This is a genomic window from Flagellimonas crocea (assembly GCF_033441595.1).
Classification (GTDB): Bacteria; Bacteroidota; Bacteroidia; order Flavobacteriales; family Flavobacteriaceae; genus Flagellimonas; species Flagellimonas crocea.
The window spans coordinates 494,728-519,037 of sequence record NZ_JAUZVX010000004.1 but is presented as its reverse complement, the minus strand read 5'-3'; the positions used below and the strand labels follow the sequence as shown (position 1 = coordinate 519,037).

The 24,310-nt window shown below is 43.9% G+C and carries 23 protein-coding genes; 13 read left to right on the top strand and 10 right to left on the bottom strand.

Annotated elements, in window-relative coordinates:
* The first annotated feature begins 58 nt into the window (after nucleotides 1-58).
* The gene (locus SD449_RS15645) at nucleotides 59-685 is read left to right on the top strand and encodes a DUF2306 domain-containing protein (RefSeq protein ID WP_318311859.1); all 627 of its coding nucleotides are present in this window, start codon (nucleotides 59-61) and stop codon (nucleotides 683-685) included.
* Between the two features lies 1 nt (nucleotide 686).
* Here SD449_RS15645 and SD449_RS15640 read toward each other — a convergent pair whose 3' ends face one another.
* From SD449_RS15640 to SD449_RS15625, 4 genes are read right to left on the bottom strand one after another with little or no spacing between them, the layout of a single operon-like run.
* Nucleotides 687-1,109, bottom strand: coding sequence for a VOC family protein (locus SD449_RS15640; protein ID WP_318311857.1), 423 nt, complete (start codon nucleotides 1,107-1,109; stop codon nucleotides 687-689).
* Nucleotides 1,110-1,142: 33 nt separating this feature from the next.
* Nucleotides 1,143-1,982, bottom strand: coding sequence for an alpha/beta fold hydrolase (locus SD449_RS15635; protein WP_318311856.1), 840 nt, complete (start codon nucleotides 1,980-1,982; stop codon nucleotides 1,143-1,145).
* A 20-nt stretch (nucleotides 1,983-2,002) separates the two neighbouring features.
* Nucleotides 2,003-2,551 carry a hypothetical protein gene (locus tag SD449_RS15630; RefSeq protein ID WP_318311855.1) on the bottom strand — a complete coding sequence of 183 codons (549 nt, stop codon included), beginning with the start codon at nucleotides 2,549-2,551 and terminating at the stop codon, nucleotides 2,003-2,005.
* 5 nt (nucleotides 2,552-2,556) lie between these two features.
* On the bottom strand, nucleotides 2,557-4,059 hold the full coding sequence (locus SD449_RS15625) for a helicase HerA-like domain-containing protein (RefSeq protein ID WP_318311853.1): 1,503 nt from the start codon (nucleotides 4,057-4,059) through the stop codon (nucleotides 2,557-2,559).
* Between the two features lie 56 nt (nucleotides 4,060-4,115).
* Between SD449_RS15625 and SD449_RS15620 the strand changes: the two genes are divergently transcribed.
* Both SD449_RS15620 and SD449_RS15615 read left to right on the top strand, forming a co-directional pair.
* Complete coding sequence (locus SD449_RS15620) at nucleotides 4,116-4,568, top strand: Rid family detoxifying hydrolase (protein WP_318311852.1); 453 nt, start codon at nucleotides 4,116-4,118, stop codon at nucleotides 4,566-4,568.
* A 32-nt stretch (nucleotides 4,569-4,600) separates the two neighbouring features.
* On the top strand, nucleotides 4,601-5,233 hold the full coding sequence (locus SD449_RS15615) for a 7-carboxy-7-deazaguanine synthase QueE (RefSeq protein ID WP_318312109.1): 633 nt from the start codon (nucleotides 4,601-4,603) through the stop codon (nucleotides 5,231-5,233).
* A 7-nt stretch (nucleotides 5,234-5,240) separates the two neighbouring features.
* Here the strand turns inward: SD449_RS15615 and SD449_RS15610 are convergent, their stop codons facing one another.
* A complete protein-coding gene (locus tag SD449_RS15610; protein WP_318311851.1) occupies nucleotides 5,241-6,041 on the bottom strand; it encodes a hypothetical protein in 801 nt (266 codons plus the stop codon).
* Between the two features lie 41 nt (nucleotides 6,042-6,082).
* A complete protein-coding gene (locus SD449_RS15605; RefSeq protein ID WP_318311850.1) occupies nucleotides 6,083-6,793 on the bottom strand; it encodes a class I SAM-dependent methyltransferase in 711 nt (236 codons plus the stop codon).
* 185 nt (nucleotides 6,794-6,978) lie between these two features.
* On the opposite strand from SD449_RS15605, the gene SD449_RS15600 reads away from it, so the two are divergent.
* Nucleotides 6,979-7,473 (top strand): YkgJ family cysteine cluster protein, encoded by a 495-nt coding sequence (locus SD449_RS15600; RefSeq protein ID WP_318311848.1) that lies wholly within the window; start codon nucleotides 6,979-6,981, stop codon nucleotides 7,471-7,473.
* A gap of 21 nt (nucleotides 7,474-7,494) precedes the next feature.
* On the top strand, nucleotides 7,495-8,325 hold the full coding sequence (locus tag SD449_RS15595; RefSeq protein ID WP_318311847.1) for a sterol desaturase family protein: 831 nt from the start codon (nucleotides 7,495-7,497) through the stop codon (nucleotides 8,323-8,325).
* A 533-nt stretch (nucleotides 8,326-8,858) separates the two neighbouring features.
* Here SD449_RS15595 and SD449_RS15590 read toward each other — a convergent pair.
* Nucleotides 8,859-10,082: an exo-beta-N-acetylmuramidase NamZ family protein gene (locus SD449_RS15590; protein ID WP_318311846.1), complete on the bottom strand. Its 1,224-nt coding sequence runs from the start codon at nucleotides 10,080-10,082 to the stop codon at nucleotides 8,859-8,861.
* A 3-nt stretch (nucleotides 10,083-10,085) separates the two neighbouring features.
* On the opposite strand from SD449_RS15590, the gene SD449_RS15585 reads away from it, so the two are divergent.
* The 3 genes from SD449_RS15585 (at nucleotide 10,086) to SD449_RS15575 (ending at nucleotide 13,467) form a co-directional block, all read left to right on the top strand.
* Complete coding sequence (locus SD449_RS15585) at nucleotides 10,086-11,327, top strand: ABC transporter permease (RefSeq protein WP_318311844.1); 1,242 nt, start codon at nucleotides 10,086-10,088, stop codon at nucleotides 11,325-11,327.
* Between the two features lie 65 nt (nucleotides 11,328-11,392).
* Nucleotides 11,393-12,691, top strand: coding sequence for a M20/M25/M40 family metallo-hydrolase (locus SD449_RS15580; protein WP_318311843.1), 1,299 nt, complete (start codon nucleotides 11,393-11,395; stop codon nucleotides 12,689-12,691).
* On the top strand, nucleotides 12,691-13,467 hold the full coding sequence (locus SD449_RS15575; RefSeq protein ID WP_318311841.1) for an aldose epimerase family protein: 777 nt from the start codon (nucleotides 12,691-12,693) through the stop codon (nucleotides 13,465-13,467). Before SD449_RS15580 ends, SD449_RS15575 begins: the two co-directional genes overlap by 1 nt.
* Before the next feature lie 3 nt (nucleotides 13,468-13,470).
* On the opposite strand, the gene SD449_RS15570 is transcribed toward SD449_RS15575, so the two are convergent.
* A complete protein-coding gene (locus tag SD449_RS15570; protein WP_318311840.1) occupies nucleotides 13,471-14,841 on the bottom strand; it encodes an exonuclease domain-containing protein in 1,371 nt (456 codons plus the stop codon).
* A gap of 71 nt (nucleotides 14,842-14,912) precedes the next feature.
* Nucleotides 14,913-15,755, bottom strand: a complete 843-nt coding sequence (locus SD449_RS15565) for an AraC family transcriptional regulator (RefSeq protein WP_318311839.1) — start codon at nucleotides 15,753-15,755, stop codon at nucleotides 14,913-14,915.
* 135 nt (nucleotides 15,756-15,890) lie between these two features.
* Between SD449_RS15565 and SD449_RS15560 the strand changes: the two genes are divergently transcribed.
* The 5 genes from SD449_RS15560 (at nucleotide 15,891) to SD449_RS15540 (ending at nucleotide 23,489) form a co-directional block, all read left to right on the top strand.
* A complete protein-coding gene (locus SD449_RS15560; RefSeq protein WP_318311837.1) occupies nucleotides 15,891-16,814 on the top strand; it encodes a dihydrodipicolinate synthase family protein in 924 nt (307 codons plus the stop codon).
* Nucleotides 16,811-18,334: an aldehyde dehydrogenase (NADP(+)) gene (locus SD449_RS15555; protein WP_318311836.1), complete on the top strand. Its 1,524-nt coding sequence runs from the start codon at nucleotides 16,811-16,813 to the stop codon at nucleotides 18,332-18,334. Before SD449_RS15560 ends, SD449_RS15555 begins: the two co-directional genes overlap by 4 nt.
* A 3-nt stretch (nucleotides 18,335-18,337) precedes the next feature.
* Complete coding sequence (locus SD449_RS15550; protein WP_318311835.1) at nucleotides 18,338-19,345, top strand: 4-hydroxyproline epimerase; 1,008 nt, start codon at nucleotides 18,338-18,340, stop codon at nucleotides 19,343-19,345.
* Between the two features lie 69 nt (nucleotides 19,346-19,414).
* On the top strand, nucleotides 19,415-21,748 hold the full coding sequence (locus tag SD449_RS15545) for a beta-L-arabinofuranosidase domain-containing protein (RefSeq protein ID WP_318311834.1): 2,334 nt from the start codon (nucleotides 19,415-19,417) through the stop codon (nucleotides 21,746-21,748).
* 43 nt (nucleotides 21,749-21,791) lie between these two features.
* Nucleotides 21,792-23,489: a DUF885 family protein gene (locus SD449_RS15540; RefSeq protein WP_318311833.1), complete on the top strand. Its 1,698-nt coding sequence runs from the start codon at nucleotides 21,792-21,794 to the stop codon at nucleotides 23,487-23,489.
* Nucleotides 23,490-23,531: 42 nt separating this feature from the next.
* Here SD449_RS15540 and SD449_RS15535 read toward each other — a convergent pair whose 3' ends face one another.
* On the bottom strand, nucleotides 23,532-24,227 hold the full coding sequence (locus SD449_RS15535) for an NUDIX hydrolase (RefSeq protein WP_318311832.1): 696 nt from the start codon (nucleotides 24,225-24,227) through the stop codon (nucleotides 23,532-23,534).
* Between the last annotated feature and the right edge of the window lie 83 nt (nucleotides 24,228-24,310).

Sequence of the window (24,310 nt, the reverse complement as noted above, 5' to 3'; positions counted from 1 at the left end):
AGATTCTTGTTTTGATGGAGAAATAATCGATAACTTACCTCTTTCAAAATCAATCAAAATGGCTGGATCGGTCAGAAATAAGTTGGCTTGGATATTTTTTGTTTCTTCGGCAGTTGGAATAAGCTTGTACCCTTTGGCTTATCTTTTCGCTAGTGACGATTTTGGATTGTTGATGGGAAAACCTAGTGAAGTATTGTCCAATATGGTGTGGAAAATCGCTTTTTATGGGCATATCAGTTTTGGCGGTCTGGCCTTGCTGACAGGGTGGTCCCAGTTTATGAAAAAGTTGCGGGCCAAACGTCTTAAAATGCATAGAAACCTTGGGAAAATATATGTCGCGTCCGCATTGATAAGTAGTTTTTGTGGCATATACCTTGGTTTTTTTGCCACCGGAGGAATGATCTCGTCCTTGGGATTTATAAGTTTGGGACTAATTTGGGCGTACACCACATTTAGGGCATACACCGCTATCAGGAATAAGGACTTGTCCCTACATCAAGGGATGATGATATACAGTTATGCCGCTTGCTTCGCCGCAGTTACCCTTCGAGTTTGGTTGCCGTTTTTGACCATTGTTTTAGGAGAGTTCCTAGTGGCATACAAAATAGTGGCTTGGCTCTGCTGGGTGCCAAATATGATATTTGCGCACCTATGGATCCGCAGAAAAGGCCTTAATCTGGCCTGAGCTATTTGGCGAACAATTGTCCCATATCCTTAAACGCCTTAAACTCCAGGGCATTTCCGGCAGGGTCCAAAAAGAACATGGTGGCCTGTTCTCCGGGCTCGCCCTTAAATCGGATATAGGGCTCAATGACAAAATCAATACCCTTTTCGATAAGATCTTTCGAAAATGTTTGAAAAGTATCCCATGGCAAAACAACACCGTAATGTGGAACAGGGACATTTTTCCCGTCAACAGGGTTAGTGTGTGTTTCTTCCTCGGATTTAGGCTTGTAGTGTATCACAAATTGGTGTCCAAAGAAATCAAAATCTACCCATTGTTCAGCACTTCTACCTTCTTTGCATCCTAGTACATCACGATAAAAAGTTCTGCACTCATCTATATTGTGAACGGGGACGGCTACGTGAAAAGGGGTTATTTTTTGCATGGTCTATTTTTTCTGAAAATTAGGACAAGTTTATCAAGCCTCCAAAAATGAAATGATTTGATCGTTCACATCATCTTGGTGCATGGAATGTCCGAGCCCCTCGGTGCTTATCAAGGTGCTGTCCTTCCAGTTTTTGTTCACGGCAACCGAGGCATGGTATGGAGTGATGTTATCGTGCCGATCATGGAACAACAGACCTTTTTTATCAATGTGCCGGACAAATTTGGAGGTTGAAAATTCACGAATGTGGAACCCAAACCTATGATGCACATACGCATCCAAATGACCCATCATCCGGTCATTGAACTTTAATAGGTCCTGAAAGTGCTCCACGATTTCGTGAAACTCCGAAGGGGACCCAATGGTGACGATCTTATCAACATGGTCGCTGGGATTCTTATATTGGTTGTAAATAATGGTCATTCCTCCCACCGAATGGCCAATAAGATGTTTAGGGACATATTTGTTCACCATATGGTTCAATGCCTCCTCGTATAGGGGAACATAAAGGTATTTTCCCGTAGAATATCCATGGGATGGCGCATCAAAAGCAATGATGTTGAAATCTGCCTCACGCAGCTTTTTGATGAGATTGCGCCACCTGAACGTATTGCTTTCCCAGCCATGTACCAGCAAAACAGTGTCTCCCTGCCCCGACCATCGGTAGGATTGCACTTTGTGTCCGGCAACCTCCTCCACGGAAAGCTTTGCTTCTTCCAAATAAGGAGCTTGCTCCGGACGAACCCTTCCCTTTCTAACGGTACAGAAAACATGAAAGGCACTTTCTGCAGCTTTTTTAGGGTCAACTAGGCTGTAGGCGTTAAAATATTGGCCATAGGCCAAAGGCATCATTTTTTTGAGCGCTTTTTTCATTTAGGGGAATTGTTTGGGGATTATTCCCAACCTACCATCAAATATTTGATTTTGGCATCGTCCGGTATCTGTACAGCTTCAATTTCTGAATTCGAAAACCTTAAATTTTCAGGAAGTTCCTCCTTGTCTATGGTAAAATAAAGGTTGCTGGCTTTTGGGAAGATGACGATACTGTTCAGTGTGGTCACGATTTTTTTGATTTCGTAATTTTTCTGAATATCCTTGAACGTGCTTTGTAGTCCAACTCCTTTTTCTGAGAGATATCGTGGATCCATGATCCTTACATTTTCTATCGTAGGGATACTGTCGGCATTTGCTTTTAGCGTTAAGAGATGCTTGCCGCCTTTTTCATAGACTTCAAATTTTTCAGGGGAAACTCCCAAATTGATACGAACGGTGTCCGCTACAATGGAATCCTGGACAAAAGTTGACTCCAGTTCCTTCACGGTGGTGCTCTGTGTCAATGGGCCAACACTGGTTTCTGTAATCAAAAATGTAGTGTTGTTTTGGCAAGAATGCATAAATACGATCCCCGAGATCAGGGACATTACTTTGATTGTCTTTTTCATATAAATTATCGGATCACTTTTTTTAATACGCCCAAAACCCCTCTAATGAACGTGGCACTGGTCAAAACCTTGACTACGGGGTTCATTCGTGTGCTTCTTCTACTGGAGGACCTTCGAGATGTTGATTTTTCTTCTTTCTCGGCCTCTTTTTCTGCTATTTCAATTTTTTCCGTTAGGATTTCGTACGCGCTTTCCCGGTCTATTTCCTCATTGTATTTTTTGATCAATTTAGACCTGTCCAAAACATCTTTGATCTCGGAATCGCTTAAAATATCCATGCGGCTCATGGGGGCACGCATCATCGTAGCCGCCAACGGGGTAGGTCGTCCTTTTTCGTCCAAGGCGGAAATCAACGCTTCTCCGGTTCCCAACGAGGTCAATATTTCCGCGGTATCGTAAAAATCGGAAATAGGATAGTTCTGTGCTGTTAATTTTATGGCTTTTCTATCTTTTGCGGTAAAGGCACGTAGCGCATGTTGAATTTTCAATCCCAACTGCGCCAATACATCATCCGGTACATCCGTAGGGTTCTGGGTCACAAAATAAAGACCGATTCCTTTGGAACGGATCAATTTTACAATACTTTCAATTTGATCTAAAAGCGCTTTGCTAGCATTGTCAAAAATCAAGTGCGCCTCGTCAATGAACAGTACCAGTTCTGGCCTGTCACTATCACCCTGCTCCGGAAAAGTGGAATAAATTTCTGCCAATAGGCTCAACATAAAGGTCGAGAAAAGTTTTGGCCGGTCCTGTATATCCGTCAATCGGATAATGCTCACATAACCACGACCGTTGTCATCGATACGCACCAAATCCTCAACATCGAAGGATTTCTCCCCAAAGAAAAGATCGGCTCCCTGCTGCTCCAGTTCAATGACCTTTCTTAGAATGGTGCCTGTGGAACTCGTGGAAATGCGGCCGTATGCTTTTTGGAACTCGTCCTTGCCTTCCCCGGTGGCATATTGTAGCACCTTTTTAAAATCCTTGAGGTCCAAAAGGGGCAGTTTATTATCATCACAATATTTAAAAACCACGGCAACTATCCCCTCTTGGGTTACGCTGAGGTCCAAAATACGGGAAAGCAGGACTGGGCCAAATTCTGAAACGGTGGCCCGCAAACGCACCCCGGGCTGTTCTGAAAGTGATAGGATTTCCACTGGGAATCCTTTGGCTTCAAAGGGTAGGCCTATTTTTTCGTGTCGTTCATCAATTTTTGGATGCCCCGGACTGGGCTGGGCGATACCACTTAGGTCGCCCTTTAAATCCATGAGCAACACGGGAATGCCCTTGTCGGACAGGTTTTCGGCCAAAATCTGCAAAGTCTTGGTTTTCCCCGTGCCGGTTGCCCCGGCAATCAAACCGTGACGGTTCATGGTTTTTAGGGGGATTTTGATATACGCATTGGTCATTGTCTCACCATCCAGCATACCGGCCCCCATGGTAATGTAATCGCCCTTTGTGGTATACCCTTGCTCTATATGCTCAAAGAATTTTTCTTTGTTGCCCATCACATTCAATTTCCGATAAAAATAGGGTAATTTTAAGCAAAACTAAAAATAGGATTATGAAACCTTTTCACCATCTAATGACCTTCCTTTTGGTCATTGGGGCAATTATGTCCTCCCATGCCCAAAATGGTACGGAGCTTATTTTTCATGAATCGCACGAGGCCAAAAAGAAAAACGCCCCTTTCAGCGATGTGGTGCAGGCCGGTAATATGTTCTTTTTGGCCGGGCAAATTGGCATGGACCATACTACTAGAACGTTGGTGGCCGGTGGTGTCCAAGCGGAAACCGAGCAGGCCATTATGAATATCAAGGACGTTCTGGCCCAGCATGATATGACATTGGACAATGTGGTAAAGTGTACCGTGATTTTAGGAGATATCGGTGATTTTGCCTCTTTTAATGAAGTATATACCCAATACTTTACCAAAAAACCTGCTAGGACCACTTTTGCAGCCAGTGGTCTTGCTGCAAATGCTTCCATAGAAATAGATGTTATTGCCGTAAAGTAGGTGAAACCATAGAAGTGGATTATCTTTGCGCCATGGTAGAAGAAAACGTGATGGATTTGGTGGAAAAGGGATTGATGCTGCCCCTAATGGAAGAATTTTATACCATTCAAGGGGAGGGGTATCATAAAGGAACCGCTGCCTATTTTATTAGGGTAGGAGGTTGCGATGTTGGTTGTCATTGGTGCGATGTCAAGGAAAGCTGGAACGCAGAAACACATCCCCCTACTTCCATAGACAGCATCGTTGCCCATGCGGAGCAATACTCCGACACCATTGTAATTACCGGAGGGGAGCCACTTACTTGGGACATGGGGCCGCTCACCCAAGGCCTTAAGGCCAAGAATATGAAAATCCATATCGAAACCTCTGGTGCTTATCCGTTGACCGGTATTTGGGATTGGATTTGTCTATCACCCAAAAAGAACAAACTTCCTGAGGGAGAGATTTATAAAAAAGCCCATGAACTAAAGGTAATCGTGTACAATAAGCACGACTTTATCTTTGCTGAGGAACAGGCCGCTCAAGTTGGGAAGGATTGTATTCTTTACCTGCAGCCGGAATGGAGCGTCAGGGACAAAATGGTGCCACTGATCGTTGATTATGTGATGAAACATCCAAAATGGAAAATATCACTTCAGACCCATAAGTATCTGAACATTCCTTGATGAGGGACTAACGCCCACCATATTTTTGCAGGTCCAAAATACATTCAGCATCAAAATCTGGAATCGAAGCCAGTCCCTTGGCAGCATTTTTCTGCATTTGCTTTAGCAACGAGGCCCCAAACTGAAGTTCTGCGCGCATCAAACATCCTTCCACATTACAATGGTTATCTGCCTCTGCGTCCTCATGATCGTTTACGGATTCCGTGGCCAAGTTGACCAATCCGAACAAATGTCCAAATTCATGCAAAAGGGTTGCGGTCTCTACTTCGGCAACGGTAACGGCCGTGCTGTTGTTGCCCATTTGTTTTACAGTTGATTCATAAATGACCATGGAGGTGTTGCGGTAAACGGCTCCCAAAGTAACCAATCCTTCGCTTTGCTCGTCACCTTCGGAGGGCGCATCTGCAAAATAAATATGGATGGCCAAGGTGGAACCCGAATTGAATTCGTCCCGGTTTTCTTTTTCCAGTTCAACGACTTCGTCGAGCGTAAGGCTCTCTTCGTTTGGAGAGGATAAGGCGGTATACTTGAACTCAATATTTTCCTTGAAGGTCCTTGCCCTTAGAAATTCCTCAAAGTTGGTGATGGCTTCAGCGGTTGGGGCAAAGCCTGTCACGTAGTCGATCTCTATCAATAGTTTATCAAAATTATCGTTGGACAACAAATCTCTGGCGGATGCTCCGGTCGCTAAACGGTTTCCCGCCTTATTTAAGCTTGCGCTGGAATCTGAAGAGGTAAGGTCAGAATCTTTGGAACAGCTCAGGAACAAGCCAAAGCTGCATAAAACAATAAGGGCAATTTTTTTCATAACAATCTAATATGTAATAGAACGTCCTGGATGGGAATCTATTATTCTTTTAATGTTAGCTTGGCTAAATAGTCGTAATGCTCACCAGAAATTACAAGTTCGCAATTAAAACCATTGGATTCGCAAGCGTTTTGCAAGGTATTAAAATCCACATAGACCCAATCGAAAGGCTCGCTTTTATTTCCTTTGTATTCCATTTGGAAAGATACTTCGCCATAATAGCTTCCATCATTCGGAATCCAATAACCACCGTCATCATCTTGCTCGAACATATAAATTATATCGCTGGAATCCACCAGAACTTGACCATTGGGTCGCAATAATGAAGCCAAATGTTTTAAAAAGCGACTTAAATTGGCAAGTTTGCCTGCAAGGCCTATGCCGTTCATCAATAGCAGTAAAGTATCGTACTTATCTCCGGAGTAATCCAAAATATTGCTTTGTATCACATATTGCAGTCCTCGATCCTTGCCTACCTCAATACATCCTTCGGAGTTGTCCATTGCGGTGACATCCACACCTTTTTTTTGAAGATACAGTGCATGGCTTCCTGCACCGGCACCAATATCCAACACTTTGCCCTGAGCTAGTTGTAAGGCTTTCTGCTCAATTTTGGGCATTTCATTAAACGTTCGGAACAAATAGGGAATGGGAATCACGTCCTCCTCATCCAAAGATGAATAGGTTTTTATGTCTTCCGTGTAGTGGCCATTTTGATAATCTTTTAGGGCCAGTCCAAAAACATCTGCCATAGCTACAATTTGCTTGTGCAAAGATGGGACTTTAATTGCTTGGAAAAGTTTAAAATGGATAAGTTTGTTTTGCATGAAAGATTCCCGTCACCCTGAGCTTGTCTGAGGGTCTCAACGAAGAGTAGTTGGATGATGAGATGCTGAAACTAGTTCAGCATGACGTTTAAAATGGATAAGTTTGTGCTATGGATGAAATACTCAGGGATTTACCACAAAAGGCCAAGGAGAAACATTCCGAGAACAAAAAGTTCTTCGCCAAGCTGAAAAAGCGTCCGCCCAAGGACCTCGACTATACCATGCAAGAACTGCACGATGCCGAGTTTGAACGTACCGATTGCCTTACCTGTGCCAATTGCTGCAAGACTACGGGGCCTTTGTTCACCAATGTGGACATTGAGCGGATAGCCAAACATTTTCGGATGAAACCCTCCCAATTTATTGATGAATTTTTACGTGTTGATGAAGAGAACGATTATGTGCTGCAAAGTGTGCCCTGTACTTTTTTGGGAGCTGATAATTACTGTTCCATTTATGATGTTCGTCCCAAAGCATGCCGAGAGTTTCCACATACGGACCACAAAAAGTTCCAGCAGATTTCCAATCTTACTTTAAAAAACGTGGCGATTTGCCCTGCGGCTTTTAACATTGTGGAGGAGATGAAAAAAGCCATCAAATTTTAATGATTTGCTATATTTGAAGGAATGGAACAGTTGATTTCATATTTTGAGAGCATTCCTTCTTGGCACCGAAGCCTAATTTTGGTCGGAGGAATCACTTTTTTCTGGATTTTGGAAGGAATCGTGCCCCTCTTTAATGTGCCCTATAAAAAATGGAGGCACTCCGTTCCTAATTTCTTTTTTACGTTGACCACCATAATCGTAAATTTTCCGCTAGCGTTTTTGTTGCTGAAATCTTCGGATTGGGCGGTGGAAAACCAATTTGGAATCATTAACTGGCTGCCCGAAATGCCGTTGTGGCTCTACGTGCTTCTTGGTGTAATGTTCTTGGACCTTATCGGGGCCTATGCGGCACATTGGGTGGAGCACAAAGTAAAACCGCTGTGGATGGTTCATTTGGTGCACCATTCCGATCATAATGTGGATACCACTACGGCCAATCGCCACCACCCTTTGGAAAGTTTGATCAGGTATGCATTTACTTTGGCAGGAGTTGTCATTGTTGGGGCGCCCATCGGCATTATCATGCTGTACCAAAGTCTGTCCGTGGTGTTTTCTCAGTTCAACCACGCCAATATTCGTTTGCCCAGAAAAGTGGACAAAGCTATCAGTTGGTTCATTGTAAGTCCCGATATGCACAAAGTGCACCACCACTATCAATTGCCCTATACCGATTCCAACTACGGAAATATCTTCTCCATTTGGGACCGATTGTTCGGTACCTATATGTCCATGGACCCCGAGAATATCGTGTACGGCGTGGATACTTTTCCTGACGAGAAGGAGAACAGTAGTATCAAGGGATTGCTAAAGCAACCTTTCCATAAGTATCGAAGGCCTACGACGGAGGGATAGGGTGCCTTGAAAAAGTAGGGTGTTGGCAGTTCACAATGAACAATTACCAATTGCCAGTAGTTTAGAAATCAGATATAAGATTCAAGAACCAAGACATAAGACGTCGGCAAACAATCAGAAGTCAAAAGTATGAGGTGCGAAGTCGGATGTCAGAAGTCAATGGGCAGTTAACAATTAACATTGAACATACGTCGCTTGTCAGTTCGAGCGCCCGCCTGCGGCAGGCAGGCAGTCGAGAACGCTTTCCTGAAGACCAATAACCCTTTTTCTTCGACTCCACTCAGGGCACGGCGCTCCATTGGTGTAAATTAGTGGAATTCGTGTCAAGATGACTACTGACCATCGAACCATCCAACAATCGAATAATCCATATTCCCCTCCGGCTACCTGCCAGCCTCAGGCGGGCGTGACAAGATGACTACTGACCATTCAAAAATCGAACAATCCAACAACCCTTAACCTTTTACCCTTTATCCAAACCCCATCAACCATTAACCATCAACAAATAACGAATAACGAAATCACCCAATAAATCAATCATAAATCAAATACTTCGCCCTAATTTTTTTGAAGCCTTCCAAATCCTCTTGCCAAGTGGCCTTGATTTCTTCGTTGGAGAGTCCTTCCTCAATCTGTTTTTGCAGCAGGGGAGTGCCTGCATGTTTGGTAAATCCGTCGGTCAAAAAGAATTTGGACTTGTCCAAGGTGTTGTTGTAGGCATCAATGATCCATTGCATGGTCATCTCGTTCATTCTTGGCGTAGCGGACAGGTCACGACCATAACAGGTTTTGCCTTCTTCTTTGGGGTATTTGGACCCGAAATTGGGCTCGGGCACATAACTAAAATCGTAGGCAGTATTGTCCATAAACGATGCGCCGTAGCGCTGAAACTGGAATTCCGTCCCACGCCCCGCATTGACGTTGGTGCCCTCAAACAGTCCCAAACTCGGATACAGTGTAATGGACGTGTCGTTGGGTAAATTGGGAGAAGGCCGTATGGGCAAGTGGTATTCCGACTCGTGGGTGTAGTTCTCCAGTTCAATTACGGTCAAATCGGCTTTGCTGCCATTTTCCAGCCATCCTTCGCCATTCAGCATTTTTGCGTATTCACCCATCGTCATCCCATACACCAAAGGAATCGTGTTCAGACCCAAGTAGCTGGTGTGTTCCTCCATCATGGTGGGGCCATCAACATAATGTCCGTTGGGGTTGGGGCGGTCCAAAACAATGATGGGAACGTCATTTTCGGCACAGGCTTCCATCACCAATTGCAGGGAAGCAATAAACGTGTAGAACCGCACGCCCACATCTTGAATATCAAAAACAACCACATCCAAATCGCTCAGTTGTTCTTTTGATGGTTTCCTGTTTTTGCCATAAAGCGAGATAATGGGCAATCCCGTTTGGGTATCCACACCATCTTTTACGTGTTCCCCTGCATCTGCCGTACCCCGAAATCCGTGCTCAGGGGCAAAAACTTTTAGTACATCAATATTCGAAGAAAGCAAGGAATCCACCAAATGGGTGTATCCTTTATCATTAAAAACAACACTCGTGGGATTGGCGACCACACCTACTTTTTTTCCTTGTAAAAGCGGTAGATAGGCCTCAGTTCGGTTGGCAGCCACTTTTATGGGAGCTTGTACTTCCATTGCGGGCTCAGAGGGCGAAACCGCTTCTTTTTGTTGTCCCTTGCACGAGGAACCTATCAAAAACAACAATAAAACTGTACTTTTGAATCTATATAAAATGGGCATTCGTTGAATTTAGAATTATTTATTGCCAAACGCCTTGTTACAGGGAAGGAACATAAAATTAGTATTTCCGCCCCGATAATAAAAATCGCCATCGCCGCCATTGCGATCGGGGTGGTGATGATGCTCATTGCCATTGCTACGGGCATTGGTCTTAAAAACAAGATTCGTGAAAAGGTCGCCGCCTTTAACGGGCATATCCAGATTTCCAGTTTCGACAATAACAATTCCGAGGTTTCCCTCACACCTGTTTCCATTGATCAGGATTTTTATCCCGAATTCAAAAACGTAACAGGCGTAAGGCATGTGCAAGCGGTGGCCACCAAAGGTGGAATTATCCGAACTGCCGATACCTTCGAAGGAATGTTGGCCAAGGGCGTGGGCTCCGACTACGACTGGAACACATTTGAGGAATATCTGGTCGATGGTCGATTGCCAAATTATAGCGGAGACCTTAATGAAGAGGTGCTCATATCCAGTTTGATGGCAAATAGGTTGCAGTTGAAAGTTGGCGATAGCTTCTTTTCCTTCTTTCTTCGTGATGGCGATGCGTCCAAACCGCCGAACAATCGTAGGTTCGAAATCGTTGGTATTTATGATAGCGGTTTTGAAGAATTTGATGAAACCTACGTTTTTGTGGACATTCGTCATATTCAATTGATGAACCGTTGGGAAGAAGATGAAATCGGGAACTTTGAGGTGTTTTTGGACAATTTTGATCAGATCGATGAAAAGACGAACGAGATTTACAACAATACACTCTCCGTTTTAGATACCCAAAACATCAAAAGCAAATACTTTCGCATTTTTGAATGGATCGGTCTGTTTGATTTTAATATTGCCCTGATTATTGGCATTATGATCATTGTTGGCGGCATCAATATGATCACCGCCTTGCTGGTCCTTATTTTGGAACGCACCCAAATGATCGGGATTTTGAAAGCGTTGGGGTCTGCCAATTGGAGCATACGAAAAGTGTTTTTGTACAATGCGGCCTATTTGATCGCCATCGGACTATTTTGGGGCAACCTGATCGGTCTTGGGGTCATTTTCCTTCAGAACAAATTCCGAATGTTCAAGTTCCCGAATCCCGAGGAATATTATATTGATTATATCCCAGTGCATATGGATGCACCTACCGTTCTATTGCTGAATGTTGGGGTGATGCTGCTTTGTTTATTGATGCTTTTGATTCCATCGTACATCATCACAAGGATTACACCCGTAAAGGCCATCCAGTTCGAGTAGAAGATGTTGCCCGACTTGGTGTTTATCATTCTAAATTGATAACTTGTCCATCAAAATAACCCACCATGAAAATTCAATTTACCTCGACCCTTATTGCATTGCTTTTTGTTGCTTCTCTTTCCGCGCAAAAACTTTCCCGAACAGAAAAAAAGATTGTCTCTACCATAGAAAAGAACAATTCCGAAGCCATAGATTTTTTGGAAAAGGTAGTGAACATTAACAGTGGTACCCTCAATGCCGAAGGTGTGAAAAAAGTGGGCATGGTTTTTAAGGACGCCTTTGACAATATAGGGTTTGAGACCAAATGGATAGAAATGCCCACAGAAATGAACCGTGCAGGGCACCTTTTTGCCGAAACCACGGGAACCAAAGGGAAAAAGCTGTTGCTGATCGGGCATTTGGACACCGTTTTTGAAGAAGACAGCCCGTTTCAAACATTTGAAATGGTAAACGATAGTATTGCCCACGCCCCAGGCGGCAACGATATGAAAGGTGGCGATGTTATTGTACTGTACGCCTTAAAGGCACTGTCCGAGAACGGACTGTTGGAGAATGCACAGATTGTTGTGGCATTTACAGGGGATGAAGAAAGTACGGGCAAACCTTTGTCCATAAGTCGAAAAGACCTGATCGATGCAGCGAAACGAAGCGATATTGCTCTTGGTTTTGAAACCTCCACAGGTTTTAATTATGCTACGGTGGCCAGAAGAGGTGCTTCTGGTTGGGCGGTTGAGGTAGAGGGAAAACGAGCCCATTCCTCTGGTGTTTTTAGTGAAGGCACAGGTGCTGGCGCCATTTTTGAAATGTCACGAATCCTTCATCAATTTTATACCGATGTCAAGGGTGAAGACCTATTGACCTTTAACCCTGGTGTTTTGCTTGGAGGAACCTTTGTCAATTTTGATGAATTGACCAGCAAGGGAGATGCTTTCGGAAAAACCAATGTGGTCGCGCAAAAAGCCGTGGTAAAAGGAGGGCTTCGATTTATTTCCGAAGAGCAAAAGGAGCGTGCTAGGGAAAAAATGAAGGAAATCGTTGCCAATAACCTACCGCAAACCTCGGCCAGCATCAGTTTTACGGATAGTTATCCTGCCATGCAGCCCACGGAAGGCAATCTTGCCTTGCTCGAAACCCTGAACGAGGTGAGTTTAGATTTAAAACAGGGCGAAGTCTTGGCCTACGACCCAGGGAGAAGGGGAGCTGCCGATGTTTCGTTCGTTGCCGAATATGTGGATGGACTGGACGGACTGGGAACTATGGGCAGCAATGCGCATACGCCTCAAGAAACCGTTAACCTGAACACTATTGAAGCCTTGACCAAACGTACGGCTATTCTCATCTACAGATTGATAAACACCAAGTAATGGTTACACTTAGCACAAATAACACTTTCGTAAAGATTGATAAAGGAGAATTGGTGGGCTATGAAGTAAACGGGCACCAATTCATCCACCAAAAGGGGAGTCCTGGATGGGGTAGTGCGGATACCGAAATGTTTCCCATCATCGGTCCCGTTAACGAGGCCGATTTTCGGGTAAAAACCCCTAAAGGCGAAGCGATTCAAGATCAGCATGGGCTTTTACGCCAAATAGATTACGAATTGGAGCGCCAAACAGAAACATCTGCTGTTTTTGTCAAGGGATATGCATCGGGGACGGAGGTTTCCAATTCCAAATTTCCTGAAAAATCCACAGAGGAAGCCCTCTCCTGGCCCTACGATTTTAGGTTTGGGAAATCCTTTTTATTGACGGACGATGGCCTTGAAATTCATTTTAAAGTTACGGGAGAAGAAGGGATGCCGTTTATGTTGGGGTATCATCCTGCGTTTAAATTGCATTCAAAATCGCCAGTAATTTTGGCAAAAGGCAAAGAGATTTCGTTGGATGAGGTATTGGCCGTTGGCAGCCGAGCGTTACAAGTAGCCGACTGCACTTCCATCACACTAAAAGATGAGAAGGAAATCACCATAAAAACCGAAGGTTTTGGCAATTTTATGTGCTGGACGGAGGTACGGAACATGGTGTGTATTGAACCGATTACTTTTTATCCCTATGCCGTGGAACAGTCCAATTTGCATCAAGGCTTTCAAAAGTTGAAGGATTCAGCTGAATTTAAGGTGGTTCTTACACCTAAAGCATAGCTTTTACGAAGCAAGCACTTGACTCTTGCTGTGCTTCAAAAAATATTGGGTAAGAATACTTTCTGTTTCCAAAGTATGTTTCTGCGGGGTGATAAAGGCCTCAATATCGTCAACGGAGGATATTTGAATCTCCGTATCTATAAAACCAAAACCTTTGTAGATGCCGTCCGCAATTAAAACCACGGCACTTTCGTTTTCGGCCCTGCCTTTTTCCTTAATGATTTTGACTTCGGACGACAACATTTTCATGTGGGCTATGGCCTCGTCCACTTTTTGGTTATAATCCTCGGGAGACTCATCGCCCCTACAAATTCCTTCGCAGGTGTTGATTTCATGATGGGAGCAGGCGGAGGTTGTTTGCTGCAAATGGCAATACTTGGGACATAGCGAAAAACTTTTGCATACTTCTTCCAGATATGCTCGACATTCGGTTTGATTATGGAACACTTTTAATGGACTTGGAGCCCCTTTGCTCGTGTTGTAGGCCAAGTGTGTAATGCCATTTCGGTCCTCGTAGGCAAAAATGGCGTATTGCTTGCCTGGTCTTTTTTGTGCACGGTTGTAGGGCGGGAACAACCTTTTTATTTCTGCGGATTCCATCAACAGAGCGACCAGTTCGCTGCCTGCCAGTTTAAAATCGATATTGGCTGTCTCATTGCACATTTGAATCTCCTTGCGGCTCTTGTCATAAAAATGCCCCAACACCCGTTTTTTCAGGTTGATGGCCTTGCCCACATAAATAATTTCCCCTTTTTGGTTCATAAAATAATAGATGCCAGGCTTCTGCGGAATCTTATCAAAAACAGCTTTGGGCAAATGGGGAGGAAGGGTGGCTTCTTGACTTCGGGCATTCAAAAACTTTTTAAAGACCTCTTTCGATTCAGGATTTTCCAAAAGCTTTTCGAACAGTAGAACCGTGGCATGGGCATCTCCACGGGCGCGGTGTCTGTCCACCAAAGGAATGTTCACCGCAGAACACAGTTTGCCCAAACTATAGGAGCGCAGTCCAGGTATCAACTTTCGCGATAAACGTACGGTACAAAGTTTTTTACGGATGAAATCCACCCCGATCTGTCGGAACTCTTCTTTAATGACCCCATAATCAAAATTAACAGAGTGGGCCACAAAAATGCATCCCTCGGTAATGCGTAAAACGTTCTGGGCAATCTCCTTAAATGTTGGTGCATTTTTCACCATGTGATCATCGATTCCCGTAAGTCCTGTAATAAAATAGGGAATGGGACTTTCAGGGTTGACCAAGGACGTAAACTCGTCCACGATCTGTTCGCCATCATATTTAAAAATGGAAATCTCGGTAATCTTGTTGCCTTTGATTCCGTTTCCCGTAGTCTCTATGTCGATGATGGTGTACAAACTGCTAAATCAGAATAAGTATTGAAATTATGGATTATGTTTTCAGCATCCAAGGCCCAACTGCATTTGCTTTAAAATTTATTGCGGTACTGGGTCGGAGTGCAATTTTTAAACGCCCTGAACTTGCGGTTAAAATTGGCAATATTGTTGAACCCACACTGTTCCGCAATAGCGGCAACGGATAGCTCGGGGTTTTTTAAAAGGATTTTGCAAGCGTTCTCAATCCGTATCTCTATCAAAAACTGAAAGAAAGTCTTGTTGGTCCGTTTTTTAAAATACCTGCAGAAGGCATTTTTGCTCATGTTGGCCTTTTCCGCTATTTCATCCAAGGAGATGGGGTCTTGATACTTTTCCATGGCATAGTCGTATACCTGGCTCATTCGTTTGCCCTCATCATCCGTGAACGATTTTCGGTAAACAAAAGCCGAAAGCGCTGTTGTTTTGGACTTGTTGATTTGGTTGATGATCATTAACAACGACGCGATTTGTTCCACTTTATTTTGATGCGCCAGTGCCTTGAACAGTGGGATAATTTTGCTTTTTCGTGATAGGATGCGCATCCCGAATACCGATTTTTTAAAGAAATTTTGGGTTGATGATAGGTCGGTAAGCTGAAAAAAATCCTTTCCAAAGGAATCTTGATCAAAAAAAAGGGTATGCATCAAAGATTCTTCCTTGATCCGAGTGTCGCTACGGAACACGTGGGGAATAAAACTTCCAATGACCAAAATGTCGCCAGCTTTGTAATCGTTGATGCTGTCCCCAACAATAAGCGAACCCGCTCCCTTTTCCACATAGCTGATCTGAATTTCCCCATGCTGGTGCAACTGGTCATAAAACACCTGTTCCCTGTCAATTTGATAAACAAGTGCCTCGTTCTTGGGTTTGGGTATTTTAAAGGGAAGAACTTTCATGAATGAGCCTAAATTATTTCAAAAACCTATATTATGGCTAAATTAGGGTAATATAGTATAATAATAAGCTAATAATGATATAAAAGATAATGTGGTCAGCTTTGTAATTTTAGATAGAAATAATTTAAGAAGACTATGGTAAAATGGGAAGGCGTAATGCCTGCTGTAACTACGAAGTTTACAAGTGATGATACTTTGGACCTGGCCATGTTCGAAAAGAACATCAAGGCGCAGATCGATGCTGGGGTGCACGGAATAATTCTCGGGGGAACCTTGGGAGAAGCGAGCACCTTGGAGCAAGAGGAAAAGGAGATTTTGATAAAAAAGTCCCTAGAATTGGCCGATGGAAAAATTCCAATAATAATGAATGTGGCCGAGCAAAGCACCAAAGGTGCCATTGAGGCGGCCCAAAAAGCCGAAAAAGTGGGCGCACAGGGGTTAATGCTTTTACCGCCGATGCGCTATAAAGCCACAGATTACGAAACCGTTGCTTATTTTAAGGCCGTGGCGAACAGCACTTCGCTGCCCATTATGCTCTACAATAATCCTGTGGACTATAAAATTGAGATTACCTTGGAAATGTTGGAAGAATTGATCGAATGTGAAAACATAGAGGCCATCAAGGAATCCACCAGGGATATAACCAACGTCATCCGAATCCAAAATAAGTTTGGGGATAGGCTTAAAGTTTTCACGGGAGTAGATACCTTGGGCTTGGAAAGCTTGGTGATCGGAGCTGTAGGTTGGGTAGCAGGATTGGTTTGTGCTTATCCTGCCGAAACTGTGGCGATTTACGAATTGGTAAAAGCAGGAAAAATTCAGGAAGCGCTCAAGATATACCGATGGTTCATGCCATTGTTGGAACTGGACATTAGCCCACAATTGGTTCAAAATATAAAGTTGGCCGAGGTGGCAACGGGAATCGGAACCGAATATGTCCGAGCTCCAAGATTGCCCTTGCAAGGGGCGGAAAGAGAACGGGTTTTAAAAGTGATAGAGACCGCAATGAAGAATAGACCCGAACTTCCAGAATATAAAAATATAAATAGTGTAGTATGATTACAGGGAAAAACTGTATTGGAGGACAATTTAAGGCGGATGGATCTGTGGAGTTCAAAACAGTAGATCCAAAAGAGAATGTGGAAAACCCAACGGTTTTCATTGAAGCAACGAAAGATGAAATAGATAGTGCGGCCGAATTGGCCTGGGAGGCTTTTAAAACCTTCCGAAAGATTCCAGGAAAACAAAGGGCAGAATTTTTAAATACCATTGCCGATGAAATCTTGGCTCTGGATCAAGAATTGATCGACACCTTTATGTTGGAATCTGGCCTGCCCGAAGGTAGGGCCATCGGGGAACGTGGAAGAACCATTTTTCAGTTACGCTCCTTTGCAGAGCTGGTTGAGACCGACGATTGGCGCGAAAACACCTTTGATGCCGCGCAACCCGATAGAAAACCACAGCCCAAACCCGATTTAAGAAAAACAATGATACCCTTGGGCCCTGTGGCCGTTTTTGGGGCCAGTAATTTTCCGTTTGCGTATTCCACTGCAGGTGGCGATACCGCAAGTGCGTTTGCTGCGGGATGCCCCGTTGTGGTCAAGGCACACCCTATGCATGCAGGTACCAATGAACTGGTGGCTTCGGCCGTTGTTAGGGCTGCGGATAAAACAGGAATGCCCAAAGGTGTGTTTTCAAGTGTAAACGGAGGCACTCAAACAGGAATCGATCTGGTGAGCCATCCAAAAATAAAGGCAGTTGGTTTTACAGGCAGCATTGGCGGGGGAAGAGCACTTTTTGACTTGGCGGCCAAACGCGAAGAGCCAATACCTGTTTTTGCGGAAATGGGAAGCATCAATCCTGTTATCATGACGGCAGATGCCATTTCCAAAAGGGGAAGTGAACTGGCAAAGACTTATGCAGGTTCCATCACTTTGGGTACAGGACAGTTTTGTACCAATCCAGGACTTTTGTTAACCGTTAAGAGCAAGGATACCAATGCCTTTATTCAGGAATTGGCCAAAGAAACGATAGCCATCGATGCACAGACCATGCTGCATCCTAATATTAAAAAAGGATACGAGTCCAAAGGAGAGGGTGTTATTTCTCAGGATGGGGTCGAGGTCGTGGGCAAATATGACGGAAATCTAAGCGCAAATGAAGCTGCATCGATAATCGCTACAGTTGCAGGGAAGGAGTTTTTGAAAAATCCTAAAATGCATCAGGAAGTTTTTGGCCCGTTTTCCATGGTGGTCCAATGTGAGGATGAAGCAGAACTCCTTCAGATTATCGAAGGTTTGGAAGGACAATTGACAGGCACGTTGATTGCGGAGAAAGGTGACGGCGCCAACTTGGAGGAAATTGTGGAAGCATTGCAAAACAGGGTAGGAAGGATTATTTACAATGGAGTTCCCACGGGTGTGGAAGTATGTGCATCCATGCAGCATGGTGGACCTTATCCCGCATCCACCGATTCAAGATTTACCGCTGTGGGGATTCACTCCATAAAACGTTGGGTGAGGCCTATCAGCTATCAATCTTTTCCAGCAGAACTGTTACCAGACCATCTAAAAAAATAGCGAGTGGCCAGAAAAACATTTTTTTGTGTGGACGCACATACTTGCGGAAACCCTGTGAGGGTCGTAGCAGGAGGAGGCCCTAATTTGATGGGCAAGGATATGAGCGAGAAGCGTCAACATTTTTTAAAAGAGTATGATTGGATCCGAAGGGGATTGATGTTTGAACCCCGAGGGCACGATATGATGAGCGGTAGCATTTTGATGGCCCCGCACAGTCCAGAAAATGATTTTGCCATTCTATTTATAGAAACATCGGGTTGTTTGCCCATGTGTGGACATGGCACCATCGGAACCATTACCGTAGCGATTGAAGAAGGATTGATTGTGCCGAAAACTCCTGGCAAAATCAGAATGGAGGCACCCGCGGGACTGGTGGAAATAGAGTATCAGTTGACGGGAAAAAAGGTGGAATGGGTACAACTGGTGAACGTAAAATCCTATTTGGCGGCCGAAAACCTGACAGTGGAATGTCCAGGGTTGGGAGAAATAGTTTTTGATGTGGCCTACGGTGGAAATTACTATGCCATCGTAGATCCTCAGCAGAACTTTACGGGATTGCAGGATTATACGGCGAGTCAGATCATTCAATATTCACAAACCGTGCGTAGTTTGATCAATGAAAAATATCCGGATATGTTCGTGCATCCCGAGAATCCAACGATTAGGGATGTAAGCCACATGATGTGGACGGGCAATCCTTTGGATGCTTCCTCATCGGGCAGGAACGCCGTTTTTTATGGCGACAAGGCCATAGACCGTTCCCCTTGTGGCACAGGAACCTCGGCGCGTATGGCACAACTACATGCCAAAGGAAAATTAGGTGTTGGAGTTCCTTACGTGCACGAAAGCTTTATCGGCAGCAAATTTGTGGGTAAAGTTGAGAAGGAGACCACTTTGGATGGAAAGCAGGCCATAGTTCCCAGCATTCAAGGTTGGGCACAGGTAATTGGCTATAACAATATTATAATAGATGATGATGACCCCTACGCACATGGTTTTCAAGTGTTGTAGAAAAGTATCAGAAAAATAGGTTTTGGGTGAATTGATGCCTATACTCTTGAGATAATCCGTATGAAACCGATGAAAGCAATCATAGCGACACTGTTGTTGTTCTTTTTCTCCGCAAACTTGATGCAGGCGCAAAGTGGCGAGGAAGATGCGCTTCCCATATTTGATCCAGACACTCCTCAGCTATTCAACAAATACCTGATTAATGTTGCCGATATTGAAGTCGAAACGGAAGTAGGTTCTTTGCCCAGATTGCCCAGATATGTGAAGGCAACCTTTACCGATGGAATCAAAGCGGAAAAAGTAAGAGTGATTTGGCCAGCCCCGAAGGATAACAAAGAAGTTTTGCAAGAAGGCGAATATGTCATCACTGGAAAAGTGAAGGGAACCAAGTTCCAACCTAAGGCCAAAGTGATGGTAAAACCTAAAGCGGTACAAAATGCCCCCGAACGAACATTGGAAGTTTTTCATCTTGACGAGGTAACTTTGAACAGAAACACCAAAGGGGAACCAACAAAATTCATAGAGCATCGGGATAAATTCATCAAAACCCTTGCGACAACCAACCCAGACTCCTTCCTATATATGTTTCGAAATGCCTTTGGGCAAGAACAGCCCGATGGAGCTCAGCCTTTAGGGGTTTGGGACAGTCAAGAGACCAAATTAAGAGGACATGCTACGGGACATTACCTGAGCGCCATTGCCCAAGCCTATGCCAGTACAGGTCACGATGATACTTTGCAGGCAAACTTTGCCGAGAAAATGAATTATATGGTGGAAGTACTCTATGAACTTTCACAACTATCTGGTCGTCCTGCAAAAAACGGAAGTGAGTTTGTAGAAGACCCTACCCAAGTACCTCCTGGGCCTGGAAAATCAACTTACGATTCTGATTTGAGCGAAAATGGCATCCGAACGGATTATTGGAATTGGGGCAAGGGTTTTATCAGCGCTTATCCCCCCGATCAATTTATCATGCTGGAAAAAGGAGCGATCTACGGTACCAAACCTACCCAAGTTTGGGCGCCATACTATACGTTGCACAAAATACTTGCTGGTTTACTGGATGTTTACGAGGTAAGCGGGAATAAAAAAGCACTTCAAATTGCAAAAGGCATGGGCGATTGGGTATATGCAAGGCTGAGCCAATTGCCTACCGATACCCTAATTTCGATGTGGAACACCTATATCGCTGGCGAATTTGGCGGTATGAACGAAGTAATGGCCCGTTTGGACAGAGTTACCGATGAACCCCGCTATTTGGAAGTTGCCCAGCTGTTCGACAATATCAAAATGTTTTTTGGCGATGCCGAACACTCACATGGTTTGGCCAAAAATGTGGACACTTTTCGTGGACTACATGCCAATCAACATATTCCACAAGTTATGGGTGCCCTCGAAATATATCGGGATTCAAAAATACCTGAATACTATCAGGTCGCTGATAATTTTTGGTACAAGGTCAAGAATGATTATATGTACAGCATTGGTGGAGTGGCAGGTGCCAGAAACCCGACCAATCCCGAATGCTTCATAGGGGAGCCTGCCTCCTTGTACGAAAATGGATTTTCATCGGGCGGGCAGAATGAAACCTGTGCTTCCTACAATATGCTGAAGCTGACCAGAAATCTATTTCTCTTTGATCAGCGAACGGAATTTATGGACTATTACGAGCGCGGACTGTACAATCATATATTGGCTTCCGTGGCCAAGGATAGTCCCGCGAACACTTATCATGTACCGTTACGGCCAGCTTCTGTAAAACAGTTTGGCAATCCTGATATGACTGGTTTTACCTGTTGCAACGGCACAGCATTGGAAAGCAGCACAAAGCTTCAAAACTCCATTTATTTTAAAAGCAAGGATGATGGTGAGTTATATGTAAACCTCTTTGTTCCTTCAACTTTAAAATGGACCGATAAAGATATCATCCTACGTCAAGAAACCGATTTTCCCAACGCGGATCATACCCAATTAATTGTGGAAGGCAAGGGTACATTTGACTTGAACATACGGGTGCCACAATGGGCGACCCAAGGCGTTTCTGTAAGAATTAATGGGACAATAGAAAAAGTGGATGCGGTGCCAGGTACCTACATGACGATTGGTCGTCAATGGGAAAACGGAGATGTGGTAGAGTTGAAGCTGCCGTTCCAGTTTCATTTGGACCCTATAATGGATCAGCAAAATATAGCCAGTCTTTTTTACGGCCCCATTTTGTTGGCGGCACAAGAAGATGAAGAACGAAATGATTGGAGAAAAATCAATTTGAATGCGAAGGATTTGGCAAAGACCATTGAAGGTGACCCCGAAACATTGAATTTTACTATAGATGGCATAGCGTTTAAACCGTTTTATGAAACGTATGGGCGTCACTCCGTTTATCTGGATGTTACATTGGAATAATCAATCGCTGCCTTGAGGTAGTATCAAACTAAATAAAAACAACATGGGTTTTAAGCAAGTAACAATCATCATAGTGGCTTTGATGGGCTCGTTGGCGACAGCGCAGACCAGTAAGCTGGCCGATTTGGTAACGGAGTTTGAAGCGGATAACTGGGCTCTCGAGCGAACCTACATCATTGACGAATCCGAGGAGTACTATCAACGGTTCACCAAATTCTATTCGGATTGGGAGAAAAAAATGTCGGAGATTGATTTCTCCTCTTTATCCCAACAGGGCAAGGTGGATTATGTGCTTCTGAAAAGTTTGATGGCCAAAAGGGCCTATTTTTTGGACCAGGATTATGCGGAATTCAAGGAAGTTGCCGAGGTAAGCAACTTTGCTGAGGATATCTTTCCGTTTATAAAAGAGCGCCGAAGAGGTAAAAAGCCAGATGCCAAACAATTGGCACAGACACTTCAGGATGCTGCTACCACAATTGATTCGGAAATGGAGTCATGGAAAAGCAAACCTTTTAAGGATTGGCAGACTGCCGATAAAGCTTCCGAAACTGTTGTTTCGTTCCAAAAAGGATTGGAAGAAGCCTATAATTTTTACTATGGATACGACCCAGATTTTACTTGGTGGGTAGAACAACCGTATAAGAAACTAAATGAAAAACTGACGGCCTACGCCGAGTTCCTAAAGGAAAATTATTCGGAAGGCAGTGTTAAGGACGATGGCAGCGGAATTATTGGAAAGCCCATTGGAGAAGAAGCGCTTAAGGAAAGCTTGGCGCTGGAATTTATTCCCTACACCCCCGACGAACTCATCAAAACGGCAGAAGCACAATTTGAATGGTGCAAAAATGAAATGATCAAAGCTTCTCGGGAATTGGGCTATGGCGATGACTGGAAAAAAGCGTTGGAGCATGTAAAGAACACCTACGTTCCTGCAGGAGAACAGCCGCAGGCCATTATGGACCTCTATTCCCATTCCGTGGATTTTATCGAGGAAAGGGATTTGATCACCTTGCCCGAATTGGCCAAGGAGACCTGGGGCATGAAAATGATGAGCCCAGAACGACAGAAAGTAAGTCCGTTCTTTTTAGGAGGAAGGGATATCATCATCTCTTACCCGACCATGGAAATGGACCACGATGATAAATTGATGAGCATGAGGGGCAATAACCCGAATTTCTCCTTCCCAACGGTACAGCACGAATTGCTTCCTGGGCATAATCTTCAATATTTTATGACCAGTCGTCATAAAAGTTATAGAAGACCTTTTTACAATCCTTTTTGGACCGAGGGTTGGGCGCTATATTGGGAAATCATTCTTTGGAACAAGGATTTTCCGCAGACGCCCGAGCAAAAACTAGGCATGCTTTTCTGGAGGATCCATCGCTGTGCACGGATCATATTCTCGCTCAAGTTCCATTTAGGGGAAATGACTCCTCAAGAATGTATTGATCTTTTGGTGGACGAAGTAGGACACGAATATGCCAATGCAGAAGCAGAAGTTAGGAGGTCTTTTACCACCAGTTACCCGCCGCTGTACCAGCTGGCCTACATGATGGGCGGCTTGCAATTTTATGCACTTAGAAACGAAATGTTGGAAAAAGGCTGGACGGAGAAGCAGTTTCATGACCGTGTAATGTTGGAAGGAAGAATGCCGATAGAAATATTACGGGCCCTGTTGCAGGACTTTCCCTTGGATAAAAACTATAAGACAAAGTGGAAGTTTTCCACCGATTTTAAATAAGGTAGTCCCCCAAAACCAATCAAGAGGAAACAGACAGCGGGTTTATAATTTGAATATAAACCCGTCTTCCTCGACCTTTTTCGCATACTTCTCTTTATCAAAAATATAGAGATAGGCACCTTTTCGGGAAACACTCATGTCCTTTTCATCAGTCTTTACCAGAATGTCCAATGAGTTGACTTTATTGATAAAGTTTCGTTTGTCCAATTTTTTGTCCAAAATCGATTCATAAAGGTTCTGAAGCTGTCGCATCGTGAATTTTTCGGGTAAAAGTTCAAAACCGATGGGTTTGGTCAGGGCTCGTCTTCGTAATCGTGCTATGGCCTTGGTGACCATTTCGTTGTGGTCAAAAATTAAGGGAGGAGCTTTTTTTATGTCAAACCATTGGGCCGAATCTATTTGTATTCCATCAAAATGGTGGCTATCCACGTTGATCAGCGCATAGTACGCAACGGAAATGGTTCGTTGTCCAGGATCTCTATCCACTTTACTATATGTGAAAAGTTGTTCCAAATAAATATCGTTCAAGCCTGTGAGCGTTTCTAAGACGCGAACCGCAGCTTCATCAAGATCTTCATTTTTTTTAAGGAACCCTCCAATCAATGACCACTTTCCTTTCTCCGGCTCAAAGTTTCTTTTGACCAATAATATCTTAAGATTTTTTTTATCGAATCCAAAGATGATACAGTCCACCGCCAGTAAAACCTGATCTTCTTTCTGGTAAAAATTAAGATGCATATTAAGATCTTTCGATATGCTTACGTCTTCCTCCATCCTGTTAAGGGGTCATTGGTTTGGAACAAAAGTATGAACAATTCTTA